16 protein-coding genes and 1 tRNA gene are annotated in these 17,093 nt (G+C 71.1%); 7 read left to right on the top strand and 10 right to left on the bottom strand.

Annotated features, from left to right (window positions below; all coding sequences use genetic code 11):
- Nucleotides 1-66: 66 nt before the first annotated feature.
- Nucleotides 67-753 carry a histidine phosphatase family protein gene (locus tag SCK26_RS29655; RefSeq protein WP_318204407.1) on the bottom strand — a complete coding sequence of 229 codons (687 nt, stop codon included), beginning with the start codon at nucleotides 751-753 and terminating at the stop codon, nucleotides 67-69.
- Nucleotides 754-814: 61 nt separating this feature from the next.
- Between SCK26_RS29655 and corA the strand changes: the two genes are divergently transcribed.
- Nucleotides 815-1,810, top strand: a complete 996-nt coding sequence (gene corA, locus SCK26_RS29650) for a magnesium/cobalt transporter CorA (protein WP_318204406.1) — start codon at nucleotides 815-817, stop codon at nucleotides 1,808-1,810.
- 243 nt (nucleotides 1,811-2,053) lie between these two features.
- Here corA and SCK26_RS29645 read toward each other — a convergent pair whose 3' ends face one another.
- Complete coding sequence (locus tag SCK26_RS29645; RefSeq protein ID WP_318204405.1) at nucleotides 2,054-3,109, bottom strand: LLM class F420-dependent oxidoreductase; 1,056 nt, start codon at nucleotides 3,107-3,109, stop codon at nucleotides 2,054-2,056.
- A gap of 191 nt (nucleotides 3,110-3,300) precedes the next feature.
- Between SCK26_RS29645 and SCK26_RS29640 the strand changes: the two genes are divergently transcribed.
- Both SCK26_RS29640 and SCK26_RS29635 read left to right on the top strand, forming a co-directional pair.
- The gene (locus SCK26_RS29640; RefSeq protein WP_318204404.1) at nucleotides 3,301-4,284 is read left to right on the top strand and encodes an aldo/keto reductase; all 984 of its coding nucleotides are present in this window, start codon (nucleotides 3,301-3,303) and stop codon (nucleotides 4,282-4,284) included.
- Between the two features lie 556 nt (nucleotides 4,285-4,840).
- On the top strand, nucleotides 4,841-6,709 hold the full coding sequence (locus tag SCK26_RS29635; protein ID WP_412080870.1) for a helix-hairpin-helix domain-containing protein: 1,869 nt from the start codon (nucleotides 4,841-4,843) through the stop codon (nucleotides 6,707-6,709).
- Between the two features lie 71 nt (nucleotides 6,710-6,780).
- Here the strand turns inward: SCK26_RS29635 and SCK26_RS29630 are convergent, their stop codons facing one another.
- Nucleotides 6,781-7,473: a hypothetical protein gene (locus SCK26_RS29630; protein ID WP_318204402.1), complete on the bottom strand. Its 693-nt coding sequence runs from the start codon at nucleotides 7,471-7,473 to the stop codon at nucleotides 6,781-6,783.
- A gap of 47 nt (nucleotides 7,474-7,520) precedes the next feature.
- On the opposite strand from SCK26_RS29630, the gene SCK26_RS29625 reads away from it, so the two are divergent.
- Entirely contained in the window at nucleotides 7,521-7,709 is a 189-nt protein-coding gene (locus tag SCK26_RS29625; RefSeq protein ID WP_014671721.1) for a DUF5703 family protein, read from the top strand.
- A gap of 97 nt (nucleotides 7,710-7,806) precedes the next feature.
- Here the strand turns inward: SCK26_RS29625 and SCK26_RS29620 are convergent, their stop codons facing one another.
- From SCK26_RS29620 to SCK26_RS29610, 3 genes are all read right to left on the bottom strand, one after another.
- Complete coding sequence (locus SCK26_RS29620) at nucleotides 7,807-8,640, bottom strand: chaplin (RefSeq protein ID WP_318204401.1); 834 nt, start codon at nucleotides 8,638-8,640, stop codon at nucleotides 7,807-7,809.
- 119 nt (nucleotides 8,641-8,759) lie between these two features.
- Complete coding sequence (locus tag SCK26_RS29615; protein WP_318204400.1) at nucleotides 8,760-8,993, bottom strand: chaplin; 234 nt, start codon at nucleotides 8,991-8,993, stop codon at nucleotides 8,760-8,762.
- 151 nt (nucleotides 8,994-9,144) lie between these two features.
- On the bottom strand, nucleotides 9,145-10,470 hold the full coding sequence (locus tag SCK26_RS29610; protein ID WP_318204399.1) for a M20/M25/M40 family metallo-hydrolase: 1,326 nt from the start codon (nucleotides 10,468-10,470) through the stop codon (nucleotides 9,145-9,147).
- Between the two features lie 216 nt (nucleotides 10,471-10,686).
- On the opposite strand from SCK26_RS29610, the gene SCK26_RS29605 reads away from it, so the two are divergent.
- Nucleotides 10,687-10,774 (top strand) — tRNA-Leu (locus SCK26_RS29605).
- A gap of 88 nt (nucleotides 10,775-10,862) precedes the next feature.
- Here the strand turns inward: SCK26_RS29605 and SCK26_RS29600 are convergent.
- Both SCK26_RS29600 and SCK26_RS29595 read right to left on the bottom strand, forming a co-directional pair.
- Nucleotides 10,863-12,065, bottom strand: coding sequence for a hypothetical protein (locus SCK26_RS29600; protein WP_318204398.1), 1,203 nt, complete (start codon nucleotides 12,063-12,065; stop codon nucleotides 10,863-10,865).
- Between the two features lie 107 nt (nucleotides 12,066-12,172).
- On the bottom strand, nucleotides 12,173-12,736 hold the full coding sequence (locus SCK26_RS29595; protein WP_318204397.1) for a hypothetical protein: 564 nt from the start codon (nucleotides 12,734-12,736) through the stop codon (nucleotides 12,173-12,175).
- Between the two features lie 136 nt (nucleotides 12,737-12,872).
- Between SCK26_RS29595 and SCK26_RS29590 the strand changes: the two genes are divergently transcribed.
- Both SCK26_RS29590 and SCK26_RS29585 read left to right on the top strand, forming a co-directional pair.
- On the top strand, nucleotides 12,873-13,055 hold the full coding sequence (locus tag SCK26_RS29590; RefSeq protein ID WP_318204396.1) for a helix-turn-helix domain-containing protein: 183 nt from the start codon (nucleotides 12,873-12,875) through the stop codon (nucleotides 13,053-13,055).
- 1,693 nt (nucleotides 13,056-14,748) lie between these two features.
- Nucleotides 14,749-15,582, top strand: coding sequence for a recombinase family protein (locus SCK26_RS29585; RefSeq protein WP_318204395.1), 834 nt, complete (start codon nucleotides 14,749-14,751; stop codon nucleotides 15,580-15,582).
- A 341-nt stretch (nucleotides 15,583-15,923) separates the two neighbouring features.
- On the opposite strand, the gene SCK26_RS29580 is transcribed toward SCK26_RS29585, so the two are convergent.
- Nucleotides 15,924-16,469, bottom strand: coding sequence for an HAD domain-containing protein (locus SCK26_RS29580; protein WP_318204394.1), 546 nt, complete (start codon nucleotides 16,467-16,469; stop codon nucleotides 15,924-15,926).
- Between the two features lie 26 nt (nucleotides 16,470-16,495).
- A complete protein-coding gene (locus SCK26_RS29575; protein ID WP_318204393.1) occupies nucleotides 16,496-17,089 on the bottom strand; it encodes a class I SAM-dependent methyltransferase in 594 nt (197 codons plus the stop codon).
- Between the last annotated feature and the right edge of the window lie 4 nt (nucleotides 17,090-17,093).

Raw genomic sequence — 17,093 nt, 5'->3', positions numbered from 1 at the left:
GGTTCGGCGGTTGGCCGTACGGGAAAGCGAACGGGAAGGGTCGCTTCACCCTACTGCGGCCGACGATCACGGTGCGCCCGCACCGCCTCCGACCGGTGCGTCGCCCTCGCCGGGTTCCTCGCGCGGCGCGAGCGAAGCGAAATCGCCGGTGTCGCCGAGCCGGACGAGGTACGGCCTGAGCCGGGTGTAGCGGATCGCGGTGACGGAGCACGGCTCGACGGAGATCCGCTGGAAGAGGTCGAGGTGCAGGCCGAGGGCCTCGGCGACGAGGGACTTGATGATGTCGCCGTGGGAGCACATCAGGTAGACGGCGTCGGCGCCGTGGTCGCGCTCCACGCGCGCGTTCCACTCGCGTACGGCCTCGGCGGCGCGGGTCTGCATGGCCCGCATGGACTCGCCGCCGGGAAAGGCCGCGGCGGACGGGTGGGCCTGTACGACCTCCATCAGCGGCTCGTCGTTCAGCTCGGCGAGCTTGCGGCCGGACCAGTCGCCGTAGTCGCACTCCTCGATCCGCTCGTCGGTGTGGGAGCGCAGGCCGGGGCGGTCCCGCAGCAGCGGGGCCACGGTCTCCCGGCAGCGCTGGAGGGGGCTGGTGACGACCTCGGAGATCGGCAGTCCGGCGAGCCGGCCGGGCAGGGCGGCGGCCTGCGCGGCGCCGCGCTCGTCCAGGGCGACGCCGGGCGTGCGGCCGGCGAGCAGTCCCGAGGTGTTGGCGGTGGAACGTCCGTGCCTTACGAGGATCAGCGTGGGCATGCGGCAAGGGTAGGCGCATCGGGAAGTGCGCCGATGACCGGTCGAAGGGAGAATGCGCTCCGTGATCGTCGACTGCGCCGTCTACCGGCACGGGCACCGCACCGAGGGGCCCTCGGACCTGTCCGACGCGCTCGCCGGGGCGCGGGCCGGGGGCGGCTTTGTGTGGATCGGCCTGCATGAGCCCTCCGAGCGGGAGTTCGACCTGGTCACCCAGGAGTTCGGACTGCATCCGCTGGCGGTGGAGGACGCCCTGAAGGCACATCAACGGCCCAAGCTGGAGGTGTACGACGACTCGCTGTTCATGGTGCTGAAACCGGTGGTGTACGAGCCGGAGAGCGACGCGGTCTCGGCCGGCGAGGTGATGGTCTTCGTCGGTGAGAGTTTCGTGGTGACGGTCCGCCACGGCGAGGGTGCGCCGCTGAAGGCCGTGCGGCAGCGGCTGGAGGAGGAGCCGGAGATGCTCGGCAAGGGCCCCACCTCCGTGCTGTACGCGATCGCCGACGCCACCGTCGACCACTATCTGGAGGTGGCGACGGAGTTGCAGAACGACCTGGACGAGCTGGAGGCGGAGGTGTTCCGGCCGGACTCCGGCGGTTCCCGCAACACCGCGTCCCGGATCTACACCTTCAAGCGGCAGATCCTGGAGTTCCGCCGGGCCACCGGGCCGCTGACACTGCCGCTGACCCGGCTGGCGGGAAACGGTCCGCTGGGCACGACGGTGCCGTTCGTGCACGACAAGTCGCGGCCCTTCTTCCGGGACGTGGGCGACCACCTCACGCGTGTGAACGAGTCCGTGGAGGCCCTGGACCGGCTGGTGTCGGACATCCTGTCGGCCCATCTGGCGCAGATGAGCGTCCGGCAGAACGACGACATGCGGAAGATCTCCGCGTGGGCGGCGATGGCCGCGGTGCCCACGATGATCGCGGGGATCTACGGCATGAACTTCGACCACATGCCCGAGCTGCACTGGCTGTGGTCGTATCCGGTGGTGATCGTGCTGATGGCCGTGCTGGAGGTGCTGTTGTACGGGCTGTTCAAACGGCGCGGCTGGTTGTGAGGGGCGCCGCTGGGCCCGGCGGCCGGGTGCGCGCCGCCGTGGGTGTCGCGGCGTCCGGGCACGCGGAGGGCGGTCGTGCGGGGCCGGCCGCGGCGGGGCCGTGGGCCGGCTCGGACGGACGGGTGCGGCGGTGCGGAAGAAGGGCGCCGGGGGTCGTAACCGTGCGGCGCCGGGCGCGTTGTTCCCGGTGACGGCCGTGGCGGGGAAGACCCCCGAGCCCCCACCACGGCCGTGGAACTCTCCTTACGCCAGCCCGGCGCGCTCCAGGGCCTCGCTGCCGGCCCGCAGCGAGGCGAGCCGCTCCTCCAGTGTGAAGCCGGCCGGGGACAGGCTGAGGGTGGTGACGCCGGCGGCGGCGTAGGCCCGCATCCGGTCGGCGATGCGGTCGACGGAGCCGAGCAGGGTGGTCTGGTCGATGAGGTCCTGCGGGATCGCGGCGGCGGCGCCCTGCTTGTCCCCGGAGAGGTACTTCCGCTGGATCTCGGCGGCTTCCTCCTCGTAGCCCATGCGCTGGGCGAGCCGGTTGTAGAAGTTCTGCTTGGCGCTGCCCATGCCGCCCACGTACAGGGCGGTGTAGGGGCGGAAGGTGTCGGCGAGCCGGGCCACGTCCCGGTCGTCGCCGACGGCGATCGGCAGCGTCGGGCACACGTCGAACCCGTCCAGCGTCAGGCCCGCCTTCTCCCGGCCGGCCCGCAGGTGCCTGACGGTGGTCTCCTCCAGGTGCTCGGCGGAGGGGAAGATCAGCAGCGCGCCGTCGGCGATCTCACCGGTCTGCTCCAGGTTCTTCGGGCCGATGGCCGCGATGTAGAGCGGGATGTGCTCGCGCTGCGGGTGCACGGTCAGCTTGATCGGCTTGCCGGGGCCGCCGGGCAGCGGCAGCGTCCAGTGCTCGCCGTCGTACGTCAGCCGCTCCCGGGTCATCGCCTTGCGGACGATCTCCACGTACTCGCGGGTGCGGGCCAGCGGCTTGTCGAACGTGACGCCGTACCAGCCCTCGGACACCTGCGGGCCGGAGACGCCGAGGCCGAGCCGGAACCGGCCGCCGGAGAGCGAGTCGAGCGTGGCCGCGGTCATCGCCGTCATCGCGGGCTGGCGGGCGGGGATCTGGAAGATGGCCGATCCGACGTCGATGCGCTCGGTCTGCGCGGCGACCCAGCTGAGCACGGTGGCCGCGTCGGAGCCGTAGGCCTCGGCGGCCCAGCACACCGCGTAGCCGAGCCGGTCGGCCTCCTGTGCCACGGCCAGGTTGTCGCCGTCCATTCCGGCACCCCAGTAACCGAGGTTGATCCCGAGCTGCATGCGCGATTCCCCTTACCCGTGAGTAACGTGCCTGTGGGGCAGACCTTAGCGCGGGGACGGCGGGAGACGGCAGAGCGGCGGCTGGTTCCGCTCCCGCGTGGGCCCTGTGGAGAACGCGGCCCCGTGCCCCTTCGGGCGCGGTTGTCCACAGGCCACCCACCACACCGGTTCCGGCCAGTAATCTCGCCCGCATGGAGCAGAGGCATCTCGGCCGTACCGGCCTGCGCGTGTCCAGGATCGGACTCGGCACCCTCACCTGGGGGCGGGACACCGACGAGCACGACGCCGCTGACATGCTGAAGACGTTCTGGGAGGCCGGCGGCACCCTCGTCGACACCGCCGACGTGTACGGCGACGGTGAGGCGGAGTATCTGCTCGGCCGGCTCATGGACGGGCTGGTGCCCCGCCGGGATCTGGTCATCTCCACCAAGGCCGGCAGCGTGCCCGACCCCGACCGCCGCTTCGACGGCTCCCGGGGCCATCTGCTGGCCGCGCTCGACGCCTCCCTGGCCCGCCTGGGCACGGAGTACGTCGACGTGTGGCACGTCCACGCCTACGACCCCGGGACCCCGCTGGAGGAGACGCTCCAGGCCCTCGACCTCGCGGTGAGCAGCGGCCGGGCCCGGTACGCGGGCGTCTCCAACTTCTGCGGCTGGCAGCTGGCCAAGGCGGCCACCTGGCAGCTCGCGGCGCCGGGCACCCGTACCCGGCTGGCCAGCACCCAGATGGAGTACTCGCTGCTCCAGCGCGGTGTGGAGCGCGAGGTGCTGCCGGCCGCGCTCGACCTCGGCGTGGGCCTGCTGCCGTCCTCCCCGCTCGGCCGGGGCGTGCTGACCGGCAAGTACCGGCACACCACTCCCCCGGACTCGCGCGGCGCCTCCGAGCACCTCGCCCTGTTCGTCGAGCCGTATCTGGACGACACCGCGACGCGCATCGTGGACGCGGTGACGACGGCGGCCGACGGGCTCGCGGTGACCCCGCTCCAGGTGGCCCTGGCGTGGGTGCGGGACCGGCCCGGGGTGGCCGCGCCGATCGTGGGCGCGCGCACGGCGCAGCAGCTCACGGCGGCATTGTCAGTGGAGACCCTTAGTCTTCCTGACGAGATCTGCCGGGCGCTGGACGATGTGTCGGCGCCCGTGCACCGCTATCCCGATCACGACTGGAGCACGCTGTGAGCACGGAGCCGGAGACCACGGAGGAAGCCGGGCCGGGGACGCCGGACACCCGTGAGACACACGAGGGGGACACCGGCACGGGTACCGAGGACGTGACGGCCGAGGGCCCGGAGACGGGTACGGAGACGGCCGACGGTGCGGATACGGCCGAGGGTACGGAGGCTGCCGAGGGTACGGACGCCTCGGAGGAGGCCGGGGACGTCGTCGGCGAAGGTGGTGCGGCCGGGCTGTCCGAGGTGGAGGCCGAGCTGGCCGCGCAGCGGATCGAGCGGGAGCGGATCGAGCGGCGCAAGGCCGAAAAGAAGGCCCCCATCACCAGCGGCGCCAAGCTCAGCGGCAAGGCGGCCGACCTGCTCGCGGCGGTCCGGGCGGTGGAGAGCGGCGAGAAGCCGCCGGCCGCGGTGTTCGCCGAGCCGGCGCCGGCACCGCGCCGTCCCGCCCCGGAGCCGGTACGCCGTCCCCGGCCCGCCCCCGCCCCGGTCGCGCCCGGCGCCCCGCGCCGGAGACCGTCGACGCCGTGCGCCGGGTGCTGGCCGAGGGCGGCGCGCCGGACAGCATGGCCCCGCAGGTGGCGGCGGTGCTCGGCGAGGCCGCCGGCACCGCGCTCCGGGAGGACCCCTGGCAGCTGCTCCGGGTCGGCGGCGTGCGGCCGGAGCAGGCCGACGGCTTCGCGCGGGCGCTGCTCGGAGCGGAGTGCGGCCCGGGCGACGAGCGGCGGGGCCGCGCGCTGACGGTCTGGCTGCTGGAGCAGGCGGCCGTCGCCGGGCACACCGCGCTGGAGCTGCCCGCGCTCATCGCGGCGCTCGGCCGGCAGAGCGTGCCGGACCCGGACGCGGCGGTGCAGGGCGCGCTCGCCGAGGGCGAGGCGCTGGCGTTCCAGGACGCCCTGGAGGAGCCCGGCGCGCCGGCGCCCGAGGACACCGGCGAGGAGCAGGAGCGGCCGGTCCGGGTCCTGGTCGGTCTGGAGCGGTACGCCCTGGCCGAGGAGAGTCTCGCCGACGGTCTGGCCCGGCTGGCCGGCTCCGTGCCCGAGGAGGCCGGACAGGCGTGGGAGGCGGTCGCGGCCGAACTGTCCGGCGGCGCGGGCGAGCTGGCCCGCGCGGTCGCCGGACACGGCCTGGTGCTGCACATCGGCGGCGAGGCGGCCCGCGCCGAACCGGCCGCGCTGCTCGCCGCCGCCCGCGCGGCGGGCCTGCGGGCCTATGCCGCCTGCCACACACCGGACGGCCGCCACCGCCTGACCGCCTACGTGGACGAAGCCGCCGGGCGACAGGACGGAGACCCGCGCCGGCCGGGCGGAGACAGCGGTCGGCAGGAGGAAGGGCCCGTACGGCGGGGCACGGACGCCGGGTGGCCCGGCGAAGCCTCCGCTGACCAGGACACGGAGCCCGCGCCGCACGGCGGACACCCCACGGACACCGCCGAGCGGCCGGTCGCGGAGCCCGCGTGGCCGGCCGTCGGCCCCGCCGCGCGAGGTGTCGTCACCGTGGCCGGGCTGCTGGCCGGGGCGGAGGGGCCCGGGCGGGACGCCGACGGGGCTCTGGAGCTCGATCTGCTGATCGTGCTGGACGCGCCGCAGCTCGACGTGGAGAGTGCCGCGATGCTGGTGGAGTCGCTGCCCGACGGCGCCCGGCTGGTGCTCAGCGGTGATCCGGGGGTGTTGTGGTCGGCCGGGCCGGGCCGGGTCTTCGCCGACGTGCTCGCGGCCCGCGTCTGCCCGCAGGCCGTCTCCCGCGTCCCCGACCCCGGTCCCCTCGGCGAGCTGGTCTCCGGTATCGGTGTCGGCGAGCTGAACCAGGTCGCGGCGCCCGGCAAGGAGATCGTCATCGTGCCGGTGCGGGACGCGGGCGAGGCCGTGCACCGGACGGTGCAGCTGGTGGCGGACTCGGTGCCGCGGGCGCTCGGCGTCCCGGCCGACCAGACCGTGGTGATCACCCCGGGCCACGGCGGCGCCGCGGGCACCCGCGCGCTGAACGCCGCCCTGAAGGAACGCCTCAACCCCGGCCCCGGCCGGTTCGGCGGCTTCGACCCCGGCGACCGGATCGTCTACTCCCCGGCGCCGGGGCGCGCGGTGCCGGGCGTGGTGGTGAAGGCCGACGCCGAGGGGCTGCACCTGTCGTGCGCCGGCGCGCCCGTCGTCGTACCGCGCGAGCGGGTGGAGGGCGGGGTGCGGCACGGCTGGGCGCTGACCGCGCACCAGGCGGTGGGCGCCCGCTGGCCGGCGGCGGTCGTGGTGCTGCCCGGCGACGCCGGCCAGGCGCTCAGCCGGCCGTGGGTGTACACGGCGTTCGGCCGGGCGGAACGGCATCTGTCCGTGGTCCACGGCGTGGAGCAGGCCCTGCCGAGGGCGGTCGCGGAGGTCCCGGCCAAGCCCCGGACCACGCGTCTGGAGACCCTGCTGCGCCCGCAGGTCCCGGCGAGCTGACCCCGTCCTCCGTCGGCCGGGCCCGGCGGTGCCGTACCGGGCCCGGCCCGCACGGCACCGCCGGGCCCGCCTCACTTGTCGGCGTCGAGCGGCTCCAGCTCCTCTTCGTCGTCCTCGACGAAGTCCAGCTCGTCGTCGTCCTCGTCGTCGGAGGTCGCGTCGTCGTCGAAGACCGCGCTCACGTCGAAGCGGCACACCACCGCCTGCGGATCGATGTGCTCGAAGGGAGCCGCGAGCCACTCCCCGGCCTCGGGCGGTTCCTCCGTCGCCGTGACCCAGAGCGTGGAGTCGCCCTCCTCCAAGCCGAATTCCTTGTGCCGGGAGGCGATCTCGTCCGGCTCGAACTCGCCGAACAGGATGCCCAGCGCGCCGGGGACGGACCCGGCGGCCTCGTCGTCCCCGCCGTCGTCGTAGTCCGCCGCCTCGACCCGCTGGGCCTGCGCCAGCAGCCGGTGGGGCTCCGCCACGGTGTAGTCGCGGCGGATCAGCACACTGATCGCATGGGGTTCCTCGGGCCCGGCGTACGGCGGCAGCGTGTCCTCCGCGCCGGGGATCTCGAAGGGCGTGACCTCGTCGAAACGGTCGTAGAGCAGCTCGTCGTACGCCTCGGCGGCTGCGGCCAACTGGTTGAACGCCTCGGAGACGGCCGGATCGTCCTCCCCCGACCTGCGTTCGATCGCAGCGAGATGACGGTCGAGCGCGGTCTTGACCGCCTCGGCGGCGGCGCGTACCTCGGCAGCGGTGGGCTGCGCAGCATCAGACATAGTGCAGACGCTATCCGTACCAGGCACCAGCCCGCACAATAGATGCGATGCCGGAATACGAATTTGTCGACGTGTACGTGCCGCGCGGGGTCTCCCGCAAGGAGGCGACACGTCTGCTGACGGATCATGCCGAGTACGGACACTGGGAGTTGGACCGACTGAGTCTGTTGCGCGACGGCAGTCGCAGGGTGCGGTTGCGCCGGCGGATCATCCGCCAGGTGCGAGCCACATGGTGAGCCCGGGGATGTGATCGGGCACGAACGGAGCGGGCCCCGCCGGCATGGCAGGGCCCGCTCCGTTTTCCGCTCACGTCCGTCCGCTCGGCGCCGTGCCTCAGCGCGTGGCGCGGGCCTTGCGGTAGAGGACGGTGCCCGCGAGCAGCGCGCCCGCGCCGGCCGGCAGCGCGATGCCGAGCGGCACGTCACCGCCCGTGTGCGCGAGCCGACCGTCGGCCACCGGCTGCGCGGAGTGGCTCGCGTGAGCCGTCACCCGGGACCCGCCGTGGTGAGCGGGGGCGTGGTCGCGGGGCGGGGTGGCCGGGCCGGGGTGAGCGGGCTGTCCGGGCTCGACCGGGTGACCCGGCTCGCCGGGGTGACCGGGGTTGCCGGGCTTTCCCGGCAGGCCGGGGTGGCCCGGTTCTCCGGGCTTGCCGGGCTGACCGGGCCGGCCCGGCTGTCCGGGACGCCCCGGCTCTCCCGGTCCGCCCGGCCTGCCGGGCGGGTTGCCGTAGCCCCCGTCGTCGGCGCAGTCGTTGCCCGTCGTGGCGTTGCCCACGCCGATGACGTCGACGCTGTTGCCGCACACGTTCACCGGGACGTCGACCGGCACCTGGACGGTGTTGCCGGAGCCGACGCCCGGCGAGCCGCCGGTGTGGCCGTGCGCGCGCGAGCCGCCGGTGCCGCCGGGCCGGTCCGCCGGGGTGCCGGCGTGGTGGCCGCAGCTGTTGCCCGCCGACGGGTTGAGCAGTCCGACGACGCTCACCGTGTTGCCGCAGATGTTCACCGGAGCGTGCACCGGCGCCTGCACCGTGTTGCCGGACAGTACGCCCGGTGAGCCCCCGGCGATGCCCGTCGCGCCCGAGTCGGCGTGTGCGTAGCCGCTCGCGGCGGCGATCACGCCGGTCGCGGCGGCCATGGTCATCAGGCCCTTGCGCGTGCCCTGTCGCATGCTGGATTCCCCCCTGCCTTCCGTGCTTTCGTTCTCGGAAAAGCCGGTCGGCCCCGGAGCGCGCGGCGCGCGTTCCGGGGCCGACGGCTCGTAAAAGGACGCCCCTCAGGGAGCCGGCGTCACTTGTTGACGCAGGCGTTGCCGAAGGCGGGGTTGAGCACGCCGACCACGTCGATCGTGTTGCCGCACACGTTCACCGGGACGTGGATGGGCGCCTGGATGACGTTGCCGGACACGACGCCCGGGGAGTTCACGGCGGCACCCTGGGCGCCGGAGTCGGCGACGGCGAGACCCGCACCCGCGAGGACCAGACCACCGGTGGCGGCCGCAGCGGCGACGACCTTCTTGAACATTGTTCCTCCTAGTTGGCAAGGCGACCCCAAGGCGCGGGATCACATCAGATGCAACGAGGAGGAACCAATGAAGCTACGAACTGATCGTCGCATTCACTCGTCTCAGCGCGTCTCGTACGACTGCCCGAATATCAGGCCATGCGCCCGGTGTTCACGACGCGTCGATGAACCGGTCCAGCACCCGCACCCCGAACCGGAGCCCGTCGACCGGCACCCGCTCGTCCACGCCGTGGAACATGCCGGCGAAGTCCAGCTCCGGCGGCAGCTTCAGCGGGGCGAAGCCGAAGCCCCGGATGCCGAGGTCGTCGAAGGACTTGGCGTCGGTGCCGCCGGAGAGCATGTACGGGATCGCCTTGGCGGTCGGGTCCTCGGCGAGCAGCGCGGCCTGCATGGCCTCCACCAGGGGGCCGTCGAAGCCGGTCTCCAGCGCCTTGTCGGAGTGCACGTCCTCGCGGCGGACGTGCGGGCCGAGCAGCCGGTCCAGGTCGGCGAGGAACTCCTCCTCGTGACCGGGCAGGAACCGTCCGTCGATGTGCGCGGTGGCCTCGCCCGGGATGACGTTGACCTTGTAGCCGGCGTTCAGCTGGGTGGGGTTGGCGGTGTTGCTCAGGGTCGCGCCGATCAGCTTGGCGATGCCGCCGAGCTTGGCGATGGTGGCCTGCATGTCCTCCGGGTCCAGCTCGGTGCCGAGCGCGTCGCCCAGCTCGTCGAGGAAGGCCCGGGTGGTCTTGGTCACCCGCACCGGGAACGTGTGCCGGCCGACCCGGGCGACCGCCTCGGACAGCTCGGTGATGGCGTTGTCGCGGTGGATCATCGACCCGTGCCCGGCGGTGCCGGCCACGGTCAGCTTCATCCAGTGCATGCCCTTCTCGGCCGTCTGGATCAGGTACAGCCGCCGCTGGTCGTCGATGGTGAAGGAGAAGCCGCCGACCTCGCTGATGGCCTCGGTGACGCCTTCGAACAGCTCGGGATGGTGGTCGACGAGGTGGCGGGCGCCGTACGTGCCGCCCGCCTCCTCGTCGGCGAGGAAGGCGACCACGATGTCCCGCGGGGGCCGGCGCCCGCTGCGCAGCCGGTCGCGGACGACCGCGAGGGTCATGGCGTCCATGTCCTTCATGTCGACGGCGCCGCGTCCCCACACGCACCCGTCGGCGATCTCCCCGGAGAACGGGTCGTGGGTCCAGTCGACCGCGTTGGCCGGTACGACGTCCAGGTGGCCGTGGATGAGCAGGGCGGGCCGGGACGGGTCCTCGCCCTCGATCCGGGCCACCGTGGAGGCGCGGCCGGGATGCGACTCGTAGATCTTCGGTTCCAGCCCGACCTCGGCGAGCTTCTCGGCGACCCACTCGGCGGCCTTGCGCTCGCCGGGGCCGGAATGGTCGCCGTAGTTGCTGGTGTCGAACCGGATCAGCTCGCGGCAGAGGTCCACGACCTCGTCCTCGCCGGTGACGGTCCTGGCCGCGCCCGTCTCGCTCACGATGCTTCCTCCCGCTGTCGCTGCTGGTGGTCCCCCTCATCCTCTCTCCGGCCCCGCCCGGTACCCAAGACCGGACCCGGCCTGTGACACGCCGTTCACGTGCGCCGGCCGCGGGGACAGGGGGTGATCGGACACCCTCGAAAGCCTGGTAATGTTTCCTTCGTCGCCGCGAGGGAAACCCCGCCGAAAGGGAAGATCTCGCACGACAGACACCTTGTCCGGGTGGCGGAATGGCAGACGCGCTAGCTTGAGGTGCTAGTGCCCTTTATCGGGCGTGGGGGTTCAAGTCCCCCCTCGGACACCAGCAGAGACCCCAGTTGATCTGGGGTTTTTCTGTTTCTCCGGCTGTGGCGTGACCAACCACGTGACCAACAGCCGAGCGAACTTCCTGGTCAGACCAGGGATGACAGGCCGATTCGGGCAGCGCTGGAAGCGGCCAGCTTCTTCGCCCCTTCGGCGCGACGCCTGCCGTAGCGCGCCATGGTGTAGCCCGGCGAGTGGTGCCGGGCGTTGGCCGAGACCTCTACCGGGTTCTCGTGATTGTCGAGATCGTTCGTGATCTTCGATGCCCGCCAGTCGTGCAGCCGGAAGTTCTCCGGCAGGTGCAGACGGTTGCGTGCCGTCCGCCAGCGGGCCGACACCTTCTCGGGGTCCTGTGGTCCGCCTGCTTCGCCCCGGTACAGCTTGAAGCCGTCGCGGGCGAAGACGAGATCATGGTCCACCCAGAGATCCCCGAGGCGTTCCCGCTCCGCGTCCTGGCGTTCCTTCTGCCACTTGAGGACGTTCATCAGGGCTTGGTCTACGTAGATGATCGCGTTGTCGTCTCCATCCTTGGTGAGCTTGCGCAGCCGGTAGGTGTTGCCCTCTTCGACTACGACCCAGGCCAGTTCGATGGCGCACTCATCCCAGTGGATGAGCGACCACTTCCACCCCAGCACTTCGCTGCGTCGGCATGAGGTGGCCGCGTACGAGGTCCACAGCGGGGCGTCCCGAAGGCAGTGGTGAGTCAGCCCGCCGTCACAGGCCCGGTTGCCGCATGGCTTCCAGATGTCCGCCAGGAACCGCCCCGTCTCGTGATCGTTGAGCGTGGGGAAGTCCGGCTGTGCCGCTTTGATCTGCCGTTCCGTGGGCGGATTGGCAGTGTGGGCGGGGTTGACCGCGAGGAGCTTCCTCGGTCCGGTCACCGAGTCCAGCGCGGCCGAGATGATGTTGTGGATGTGGCGGACGCTCTTGGGTCCGAGCGGCTTGTTGCCGTTCGCCTCGATGGGCGTGCTCTCCAGGAGCCGGTACAGCTCGTCCAGCCGCTCGTCCGTCACCTCCACCACCTTCGCCCTGCCGATGTGCGGCTTGATGTGCAGCCGGATCTTCGGCTCGTACCCCTCCTTCGTGGTGTCCTCGCCCCGATGCTTGGCAAGCCAGCCGTCCATGAGCTGTCCCATGGTCATGTCGGAGCGGGGCGTGAGGGTGCCTGCCTCGTGGTCGGTGTGCCACTTGCGCAGCGCCCGTTCCGCCTCGGTCTTGTTCTTGTACTCCCGGCCTATCCAGTAGCGCTCCCTCTTACCTGTTGCCGGATTGAAGTGCAGGGGCGTACGCACGCCCCAGGTGTTCGGTCGGCCCGTACGCGGGATCTCCACCGGAGTCCCACCGAGCCCGTTGCCGCGCTTTGCCACCCGGCTAGTTCCCCCTCCCTCTGCCCTGTCCGCTACGGCAGTCGCACGTTACTGACACTGGTCCTCTTCAGAATCTCGATCGCCTTGTCGGTGAGCTGCCCGCCCGCCTTGCCTTCGACCTTGGTCAGGAAGCCGCGCTGTCGCGCTGCCCGGAGGTGGCCCTTCAACGTGGCCTGCTTCGTCCTCGTCCACCACTCAAGGTCTTGGGCGGGAGCGGTCCGCCCGGCGTTCACGAAGCGCACGTAGAGGGCGGAGATCACCGCGAGGTACTCGTCCGACACCCCCTTGGGCAGGCCGGCCAGCTCCCGCCGGAACTTCTCGGCCTCCCGTTGGCCAGCACGGGCCAGCTCCGCCAGCGGCCCCACCTCTTCCGCGAAGGCGGTCGTGTCGATCTGCCGCAGGATCGTGCTGGTGATGCCGCGCGCCACCTCTTGCAGGTCGGCATCCTCGTGCGGCTCGATCCGGATGTCGCGGGGGTTGGCCGATGTGGAGTCGAGCGGAAGCCACATGGTGACCTTCCACGCCCCGATGCGCTGGACATGCGTGAGGCCCGGACGGGGCGCAGCGCCGCCCTCGTGGTCGTTGGGTTTCGTCATGGTCGACAACGTACGGAACTGAACCGCATCAGGCAAGTCAAGGTGTGACGCATCCGGGTTTGACTGAACCAGACTGATAGCTCAGGATGAGCAGCCCGAGGGGAACCCTCCCCTCCGTTAACCGAGGAGCCGTCCTTTGCAGAACGCCCGCCTGATGAGCGTCGCCGACCTGGCCGAGTACCTGGGCGTGACGCCCGCGTGGGTCTACAACAACCACCGAGCGCTCAACATCCCCGCCTGCAAGATCGGCGGACACCTCCGCTTCCGGCCCGCCGACGTAGACCGCTGGATCGAGCGGGACTGCCGGGAAGCCGCCTGACCTGAGTCCCACTCCCAAGCCAGCCTGACGGCTGGCCGTGCCTACCAGAAGGGAGCACATGCGAACCACCGACTACCGGCGCACACCGCGCCACACGGGAAGGACCACGACTCAGTGCGCATCGACTTCGGACCCGGCATCGAGTGGGGCGGCCTCTCTCAGGCGCAGTGCGAATGCATGGCCAGGGACGATCGGCACCCCCTGACCTACCGCGTCTACTTCGCCGCCCTGTGGAGGGCGAACCAGATAGGTCACGCCGAGTTCCGCATCGGTGAGCTAGCCGGAATCCTCGCCAGTGATGACGGGGTCATTCCGTCCAGGCAGAGCGTCACGAACGCGGTCGGCCGAGCGAAAGCGCTGACCCTCGTCGGGCACGACTCAACTGTCCGGTGCCTCACCCTGCCCCATCACCACTTCCAGAAGGGCGGCCGAGGGGGCCGCAGGTGCAGCGTGCACGGCGACGCCAGACCTTGGACACGCGCGGCCTGAGCGAGCGCCCGCGCAGGCCGACACGCGCCACGTGTACAAACTCCCGAAAAGTACACGTCAGGCGTGGCGGAGGGACACGCCCCGCGTGTCGTGGTCTATGCCTTGACCTGGGCAAACGTTCGTCTCCTCTTTATCTATCTCAGTAGGTTCAAAGCCCTACGAGCCTGTGCCCCTCTCGGGGCCGACGGACGAAGACACTTACGTACGTTCAGCGGCGAAGAGGTAAGCAGTAGTCGCGGCCTCCGGCCGCACAGTCGAAAGCCGCTTCGACAAGGCGGCCCCAAGGGGGCCGACAGCGGGAAGCCAAGTACGCACTCACGTGCAGCGGCGAAGGGAAGTAGGGCGCGCAGCGCCCCCATCAAACGGCAAGCGCGACGGCGAACAGGTAGGCGACAGGGGCGGCCTCCGGCCGCACATCAGGAAGGCCAAGAAGCCAGCCAGGTGGGGCGCTGCGCGCCCCCGCAGCGGGAAGCCCCCTCCGACTTGCGGCAAGGGACGTGGGCCGCTCACGCGGCCAAAGAGCCAAGCCACTTACGGTAAGCCTCGAAAGCCGTCATTCTCATGCAGGCTCCGAGTGCCGGCCAGGCTAGGCGCAGCGCTCCCACCTGCTACTTCTCCGCCGCTGCCTACGGTCGCCGCAGCCCTGACGAGGTCTGGAACCGTGGCAGGATCTGAGCGGCTAAGACATGGCGGTCCTCGACTTTCCGCTCTAGGGGTCATACCCCACCCCCTTCGCCGTCGCCTCGTACGTCTCGGCTGTTCCGTCTCGCCGTCGCCCTGGCAGGTGTGAGCCCTGCCCTTCCCTCCGTCGTTGGCAGGCTTGCCCGTGCCGTATGGCAGGCGAACGGCCGTGCGCTTCTGTGAGCGGCCGACAGGCCGCACGACTCCCGAGGTGACGAGAGCGAAGCGGCGGGCGCTCAGGCAGGCGCACAGCCTCACGACAGGGCAGGCAGTCAGGGCAGAGAGCAAGCGCGAGCCGGGGCGCGGCAGCGCCCCACTGTCCGGGGTCGCGAGCATGAGCACCAGGACCACGGGCAACGCGGAGAGTGATCACGACAGGGTGTCTCAATAACCTTCGATAGTGAGACGATCCGCCGGACTCCGGGGTGTGTCCGTTTCGCCCTCACTCCAGCGTCTCGAAACCCGTCTCAAAAGATTCGTCTCGCGACTGGCTTTCGAGACGCGTTTATGAGACTGTCTGGTCATGATCACGAACACCCCGGCCGATCAGGTCGAGCGTCACCCCTGCCCGAAGTGCGAAGCCCCTGCCGGTAGCCCCTGCCGTACGAGTGCGGGCAAGGTGGCAGCGAGCTACCACACGGGCCGCTTCGCCCTCGTGCCGTCTTTGAAGGCGGAACTCGCCGTGAAGACTCCGGCCGACCGCAACCCCGGCAAGGCATGGACGCAAGGCGCCCCTGTGGTGCAGGCACCCGAGGCGATACCGGGCGCAGCAATACGAATCGGCTACGCCCGTTGCTCCACGGTCGGGCAGGAACTAGACAGCCAGTTGGACCTGTTGGCCCGTGCCGACTGTCACCGCGTCTTCTCCGAGAAGATCAGTACCCGCGTGAAGGAACGGCCGGAACTGGACAAGGCACTCACCCTCGCTCGGGAGATCAGGACAGCCGCACCCAACCAGCCCGTCATCCTGACCGTGGTCGAGATGAAGCGCCTTGCCCGCAACGCGGCAGAGCTCATGACCTTGTCGTCCACCTTGCAAGCGGACGGCATCCAACTGGAACTCCTCTCCGGCCCCTTGCAGGGTGTGTACGACCCGAACGGGGCAGGCGCGATCGTGTTCGCCGTCCTGGCCGTGGCCGCAGAGGTAGAGCGGGAAGGCATCCGGGAGAAGACGTTGGAGGGGCTGGACACTGCGGCCCGCAAGGGCAACCACGGTGGACGCCCCTCCGTCGTGGACGACGACAAGCTAGCCGTGGCCCGTGCCCGGCACGCCAAGGGAGAGAGCGTCACCGCCATCGCCAAGGCGCTGGGGATCTCTCGGGCCACCTTGTACCGGCACATCGGTGAGAGCGCCTGAGACAGGCGCACACGGACACAGACAGGCCCCCAGCAACAGTTGGGGGCCGCTGTCATGCACGGGCCTGTGCACCTACCTGAGAGGCTCGGACGGCCCCCGGCCGCCCAGCCCACGCGAGGACCGAGAGAGGCAAGCACAGGGGCGCACAGCAGGTCAGGCGGGCGCAGGCTCCGAGTCCGGGACGGAATCGGCAGGAGTCGCCCGATGGTCGGCGACAGCCGGACGCTCATGGAATAGCAGGCCGAGCGTGGCGAATCCGAGCAGGTGGAGCACGGCCCAACTCGCGGTGAGCACCGTGCCGAGTCGGTCACGGTCCGGTGGGGCCGCATGTCGAGCCGACATCAAGCCGCCTCCTTCATGGTCACGTGGTCGGCGGCCCACTCCAGCGCAGCCGCGATGTGCTCGGGCTGGATGCCCTCGTGCGGGTCGGGCTCGATCAACAGCGTCGGGTTTCCGAACGCGGTACGGTCGGCCGCCCACTGGTGATCGAGGCGGGTGAAGTCGTCGTCGATCCACACGGCCGGAGCGGTGGCCAGCCAGTCCGCGACGTGGTTGCGCTTCCACAGGTAGCCGTCGGGGTGGCTGGTCTTGATGGGCAGGTTGGGCAGCTCGATGTGATCGAAGTCGGGCAACCCCATGAGCGGGGAGATGATGCGGCGGGCGTCGCGTCGCCAGCTCGTGCACCACACGGGGCGGACCAGTCCGGTGCCGATGGCGTCGATGATGAGCTTGCCGTGGTCCGGGTTGAGCCAGACATCGAAGGGCTTGGCCACGTCGTCAGTGCTCACCGTGTGGCGGGGGTGAGTAGCCGGGGTGGCGCCGTCCGGTCCGGGGAACGGGATGAAGACGCCGTCTATGTCCAACAGCAGGAACGGGGCTTGGTGCATCGGTGCCTCCCGGGTTCGGTCGGGTGTCAGGGCTTCCGTGCGGTGATGAGCAAGGTGGTCGGCCAGCGGGCATCAGCCGGGGCGAACAGGTTTTGCACGCCGGTGATCAGCAGTCCGGCGCGGTTGAGTGCCCGCACCCACGCGGCCGGGTCGATGTCCCATCGGTCCACCGTGGTGGCGGTGCCGTCCGGCAGAGTCATCCGGTCACGCGTGCGAGGGCTGACGGGGATGGTGCCGGTTCGCTGCGGGTGCGGTACCGAGAAGGCGAGCACGCCCTTGCGCCCGAGGCGGCGGGAGCAGGCGCTGAGCAGCTTCGACGGTTCGTCCAGGCCGATCGCTCCGAAGACCGAGACGATGGCGTCCAGGCGCCCGTTCTCGCGGGTGAGGTAGCCCAGCGCTCGGGAGTGAACGAACTCGGTTCCGTGGTGTCCGTAGTGGGCGAGCGCTCGTTGGATCTGCCCCTCCGAGCGGTCCACTCCAGTGACCTTCGCGCCGAGGCTGGTCAGGTGGGCGGCGTTGTGGCCGGGTCCGCAGCCCAATTCCATGACCCGTCGCCCTGCCAGTTCGTCGCCGAGGATCTCGGCGCTAGGACCGATGCCGGGGCGCTGTGTCCACTCCATCCGA

The organism is Streptomyces sp. SCL15-4, assembly GCF_033366695.1.
Lineage (GTDB): Bacteria > Actinomycetota > Actinomycetes > Streptomycetales > Streptomycetaceae > Streptomyces.
The sequence above is the reverse complement of the archived record's forward strand: the minus strand, read 5'-3'. Positions and strand labels throughout refer to the sequence as shown.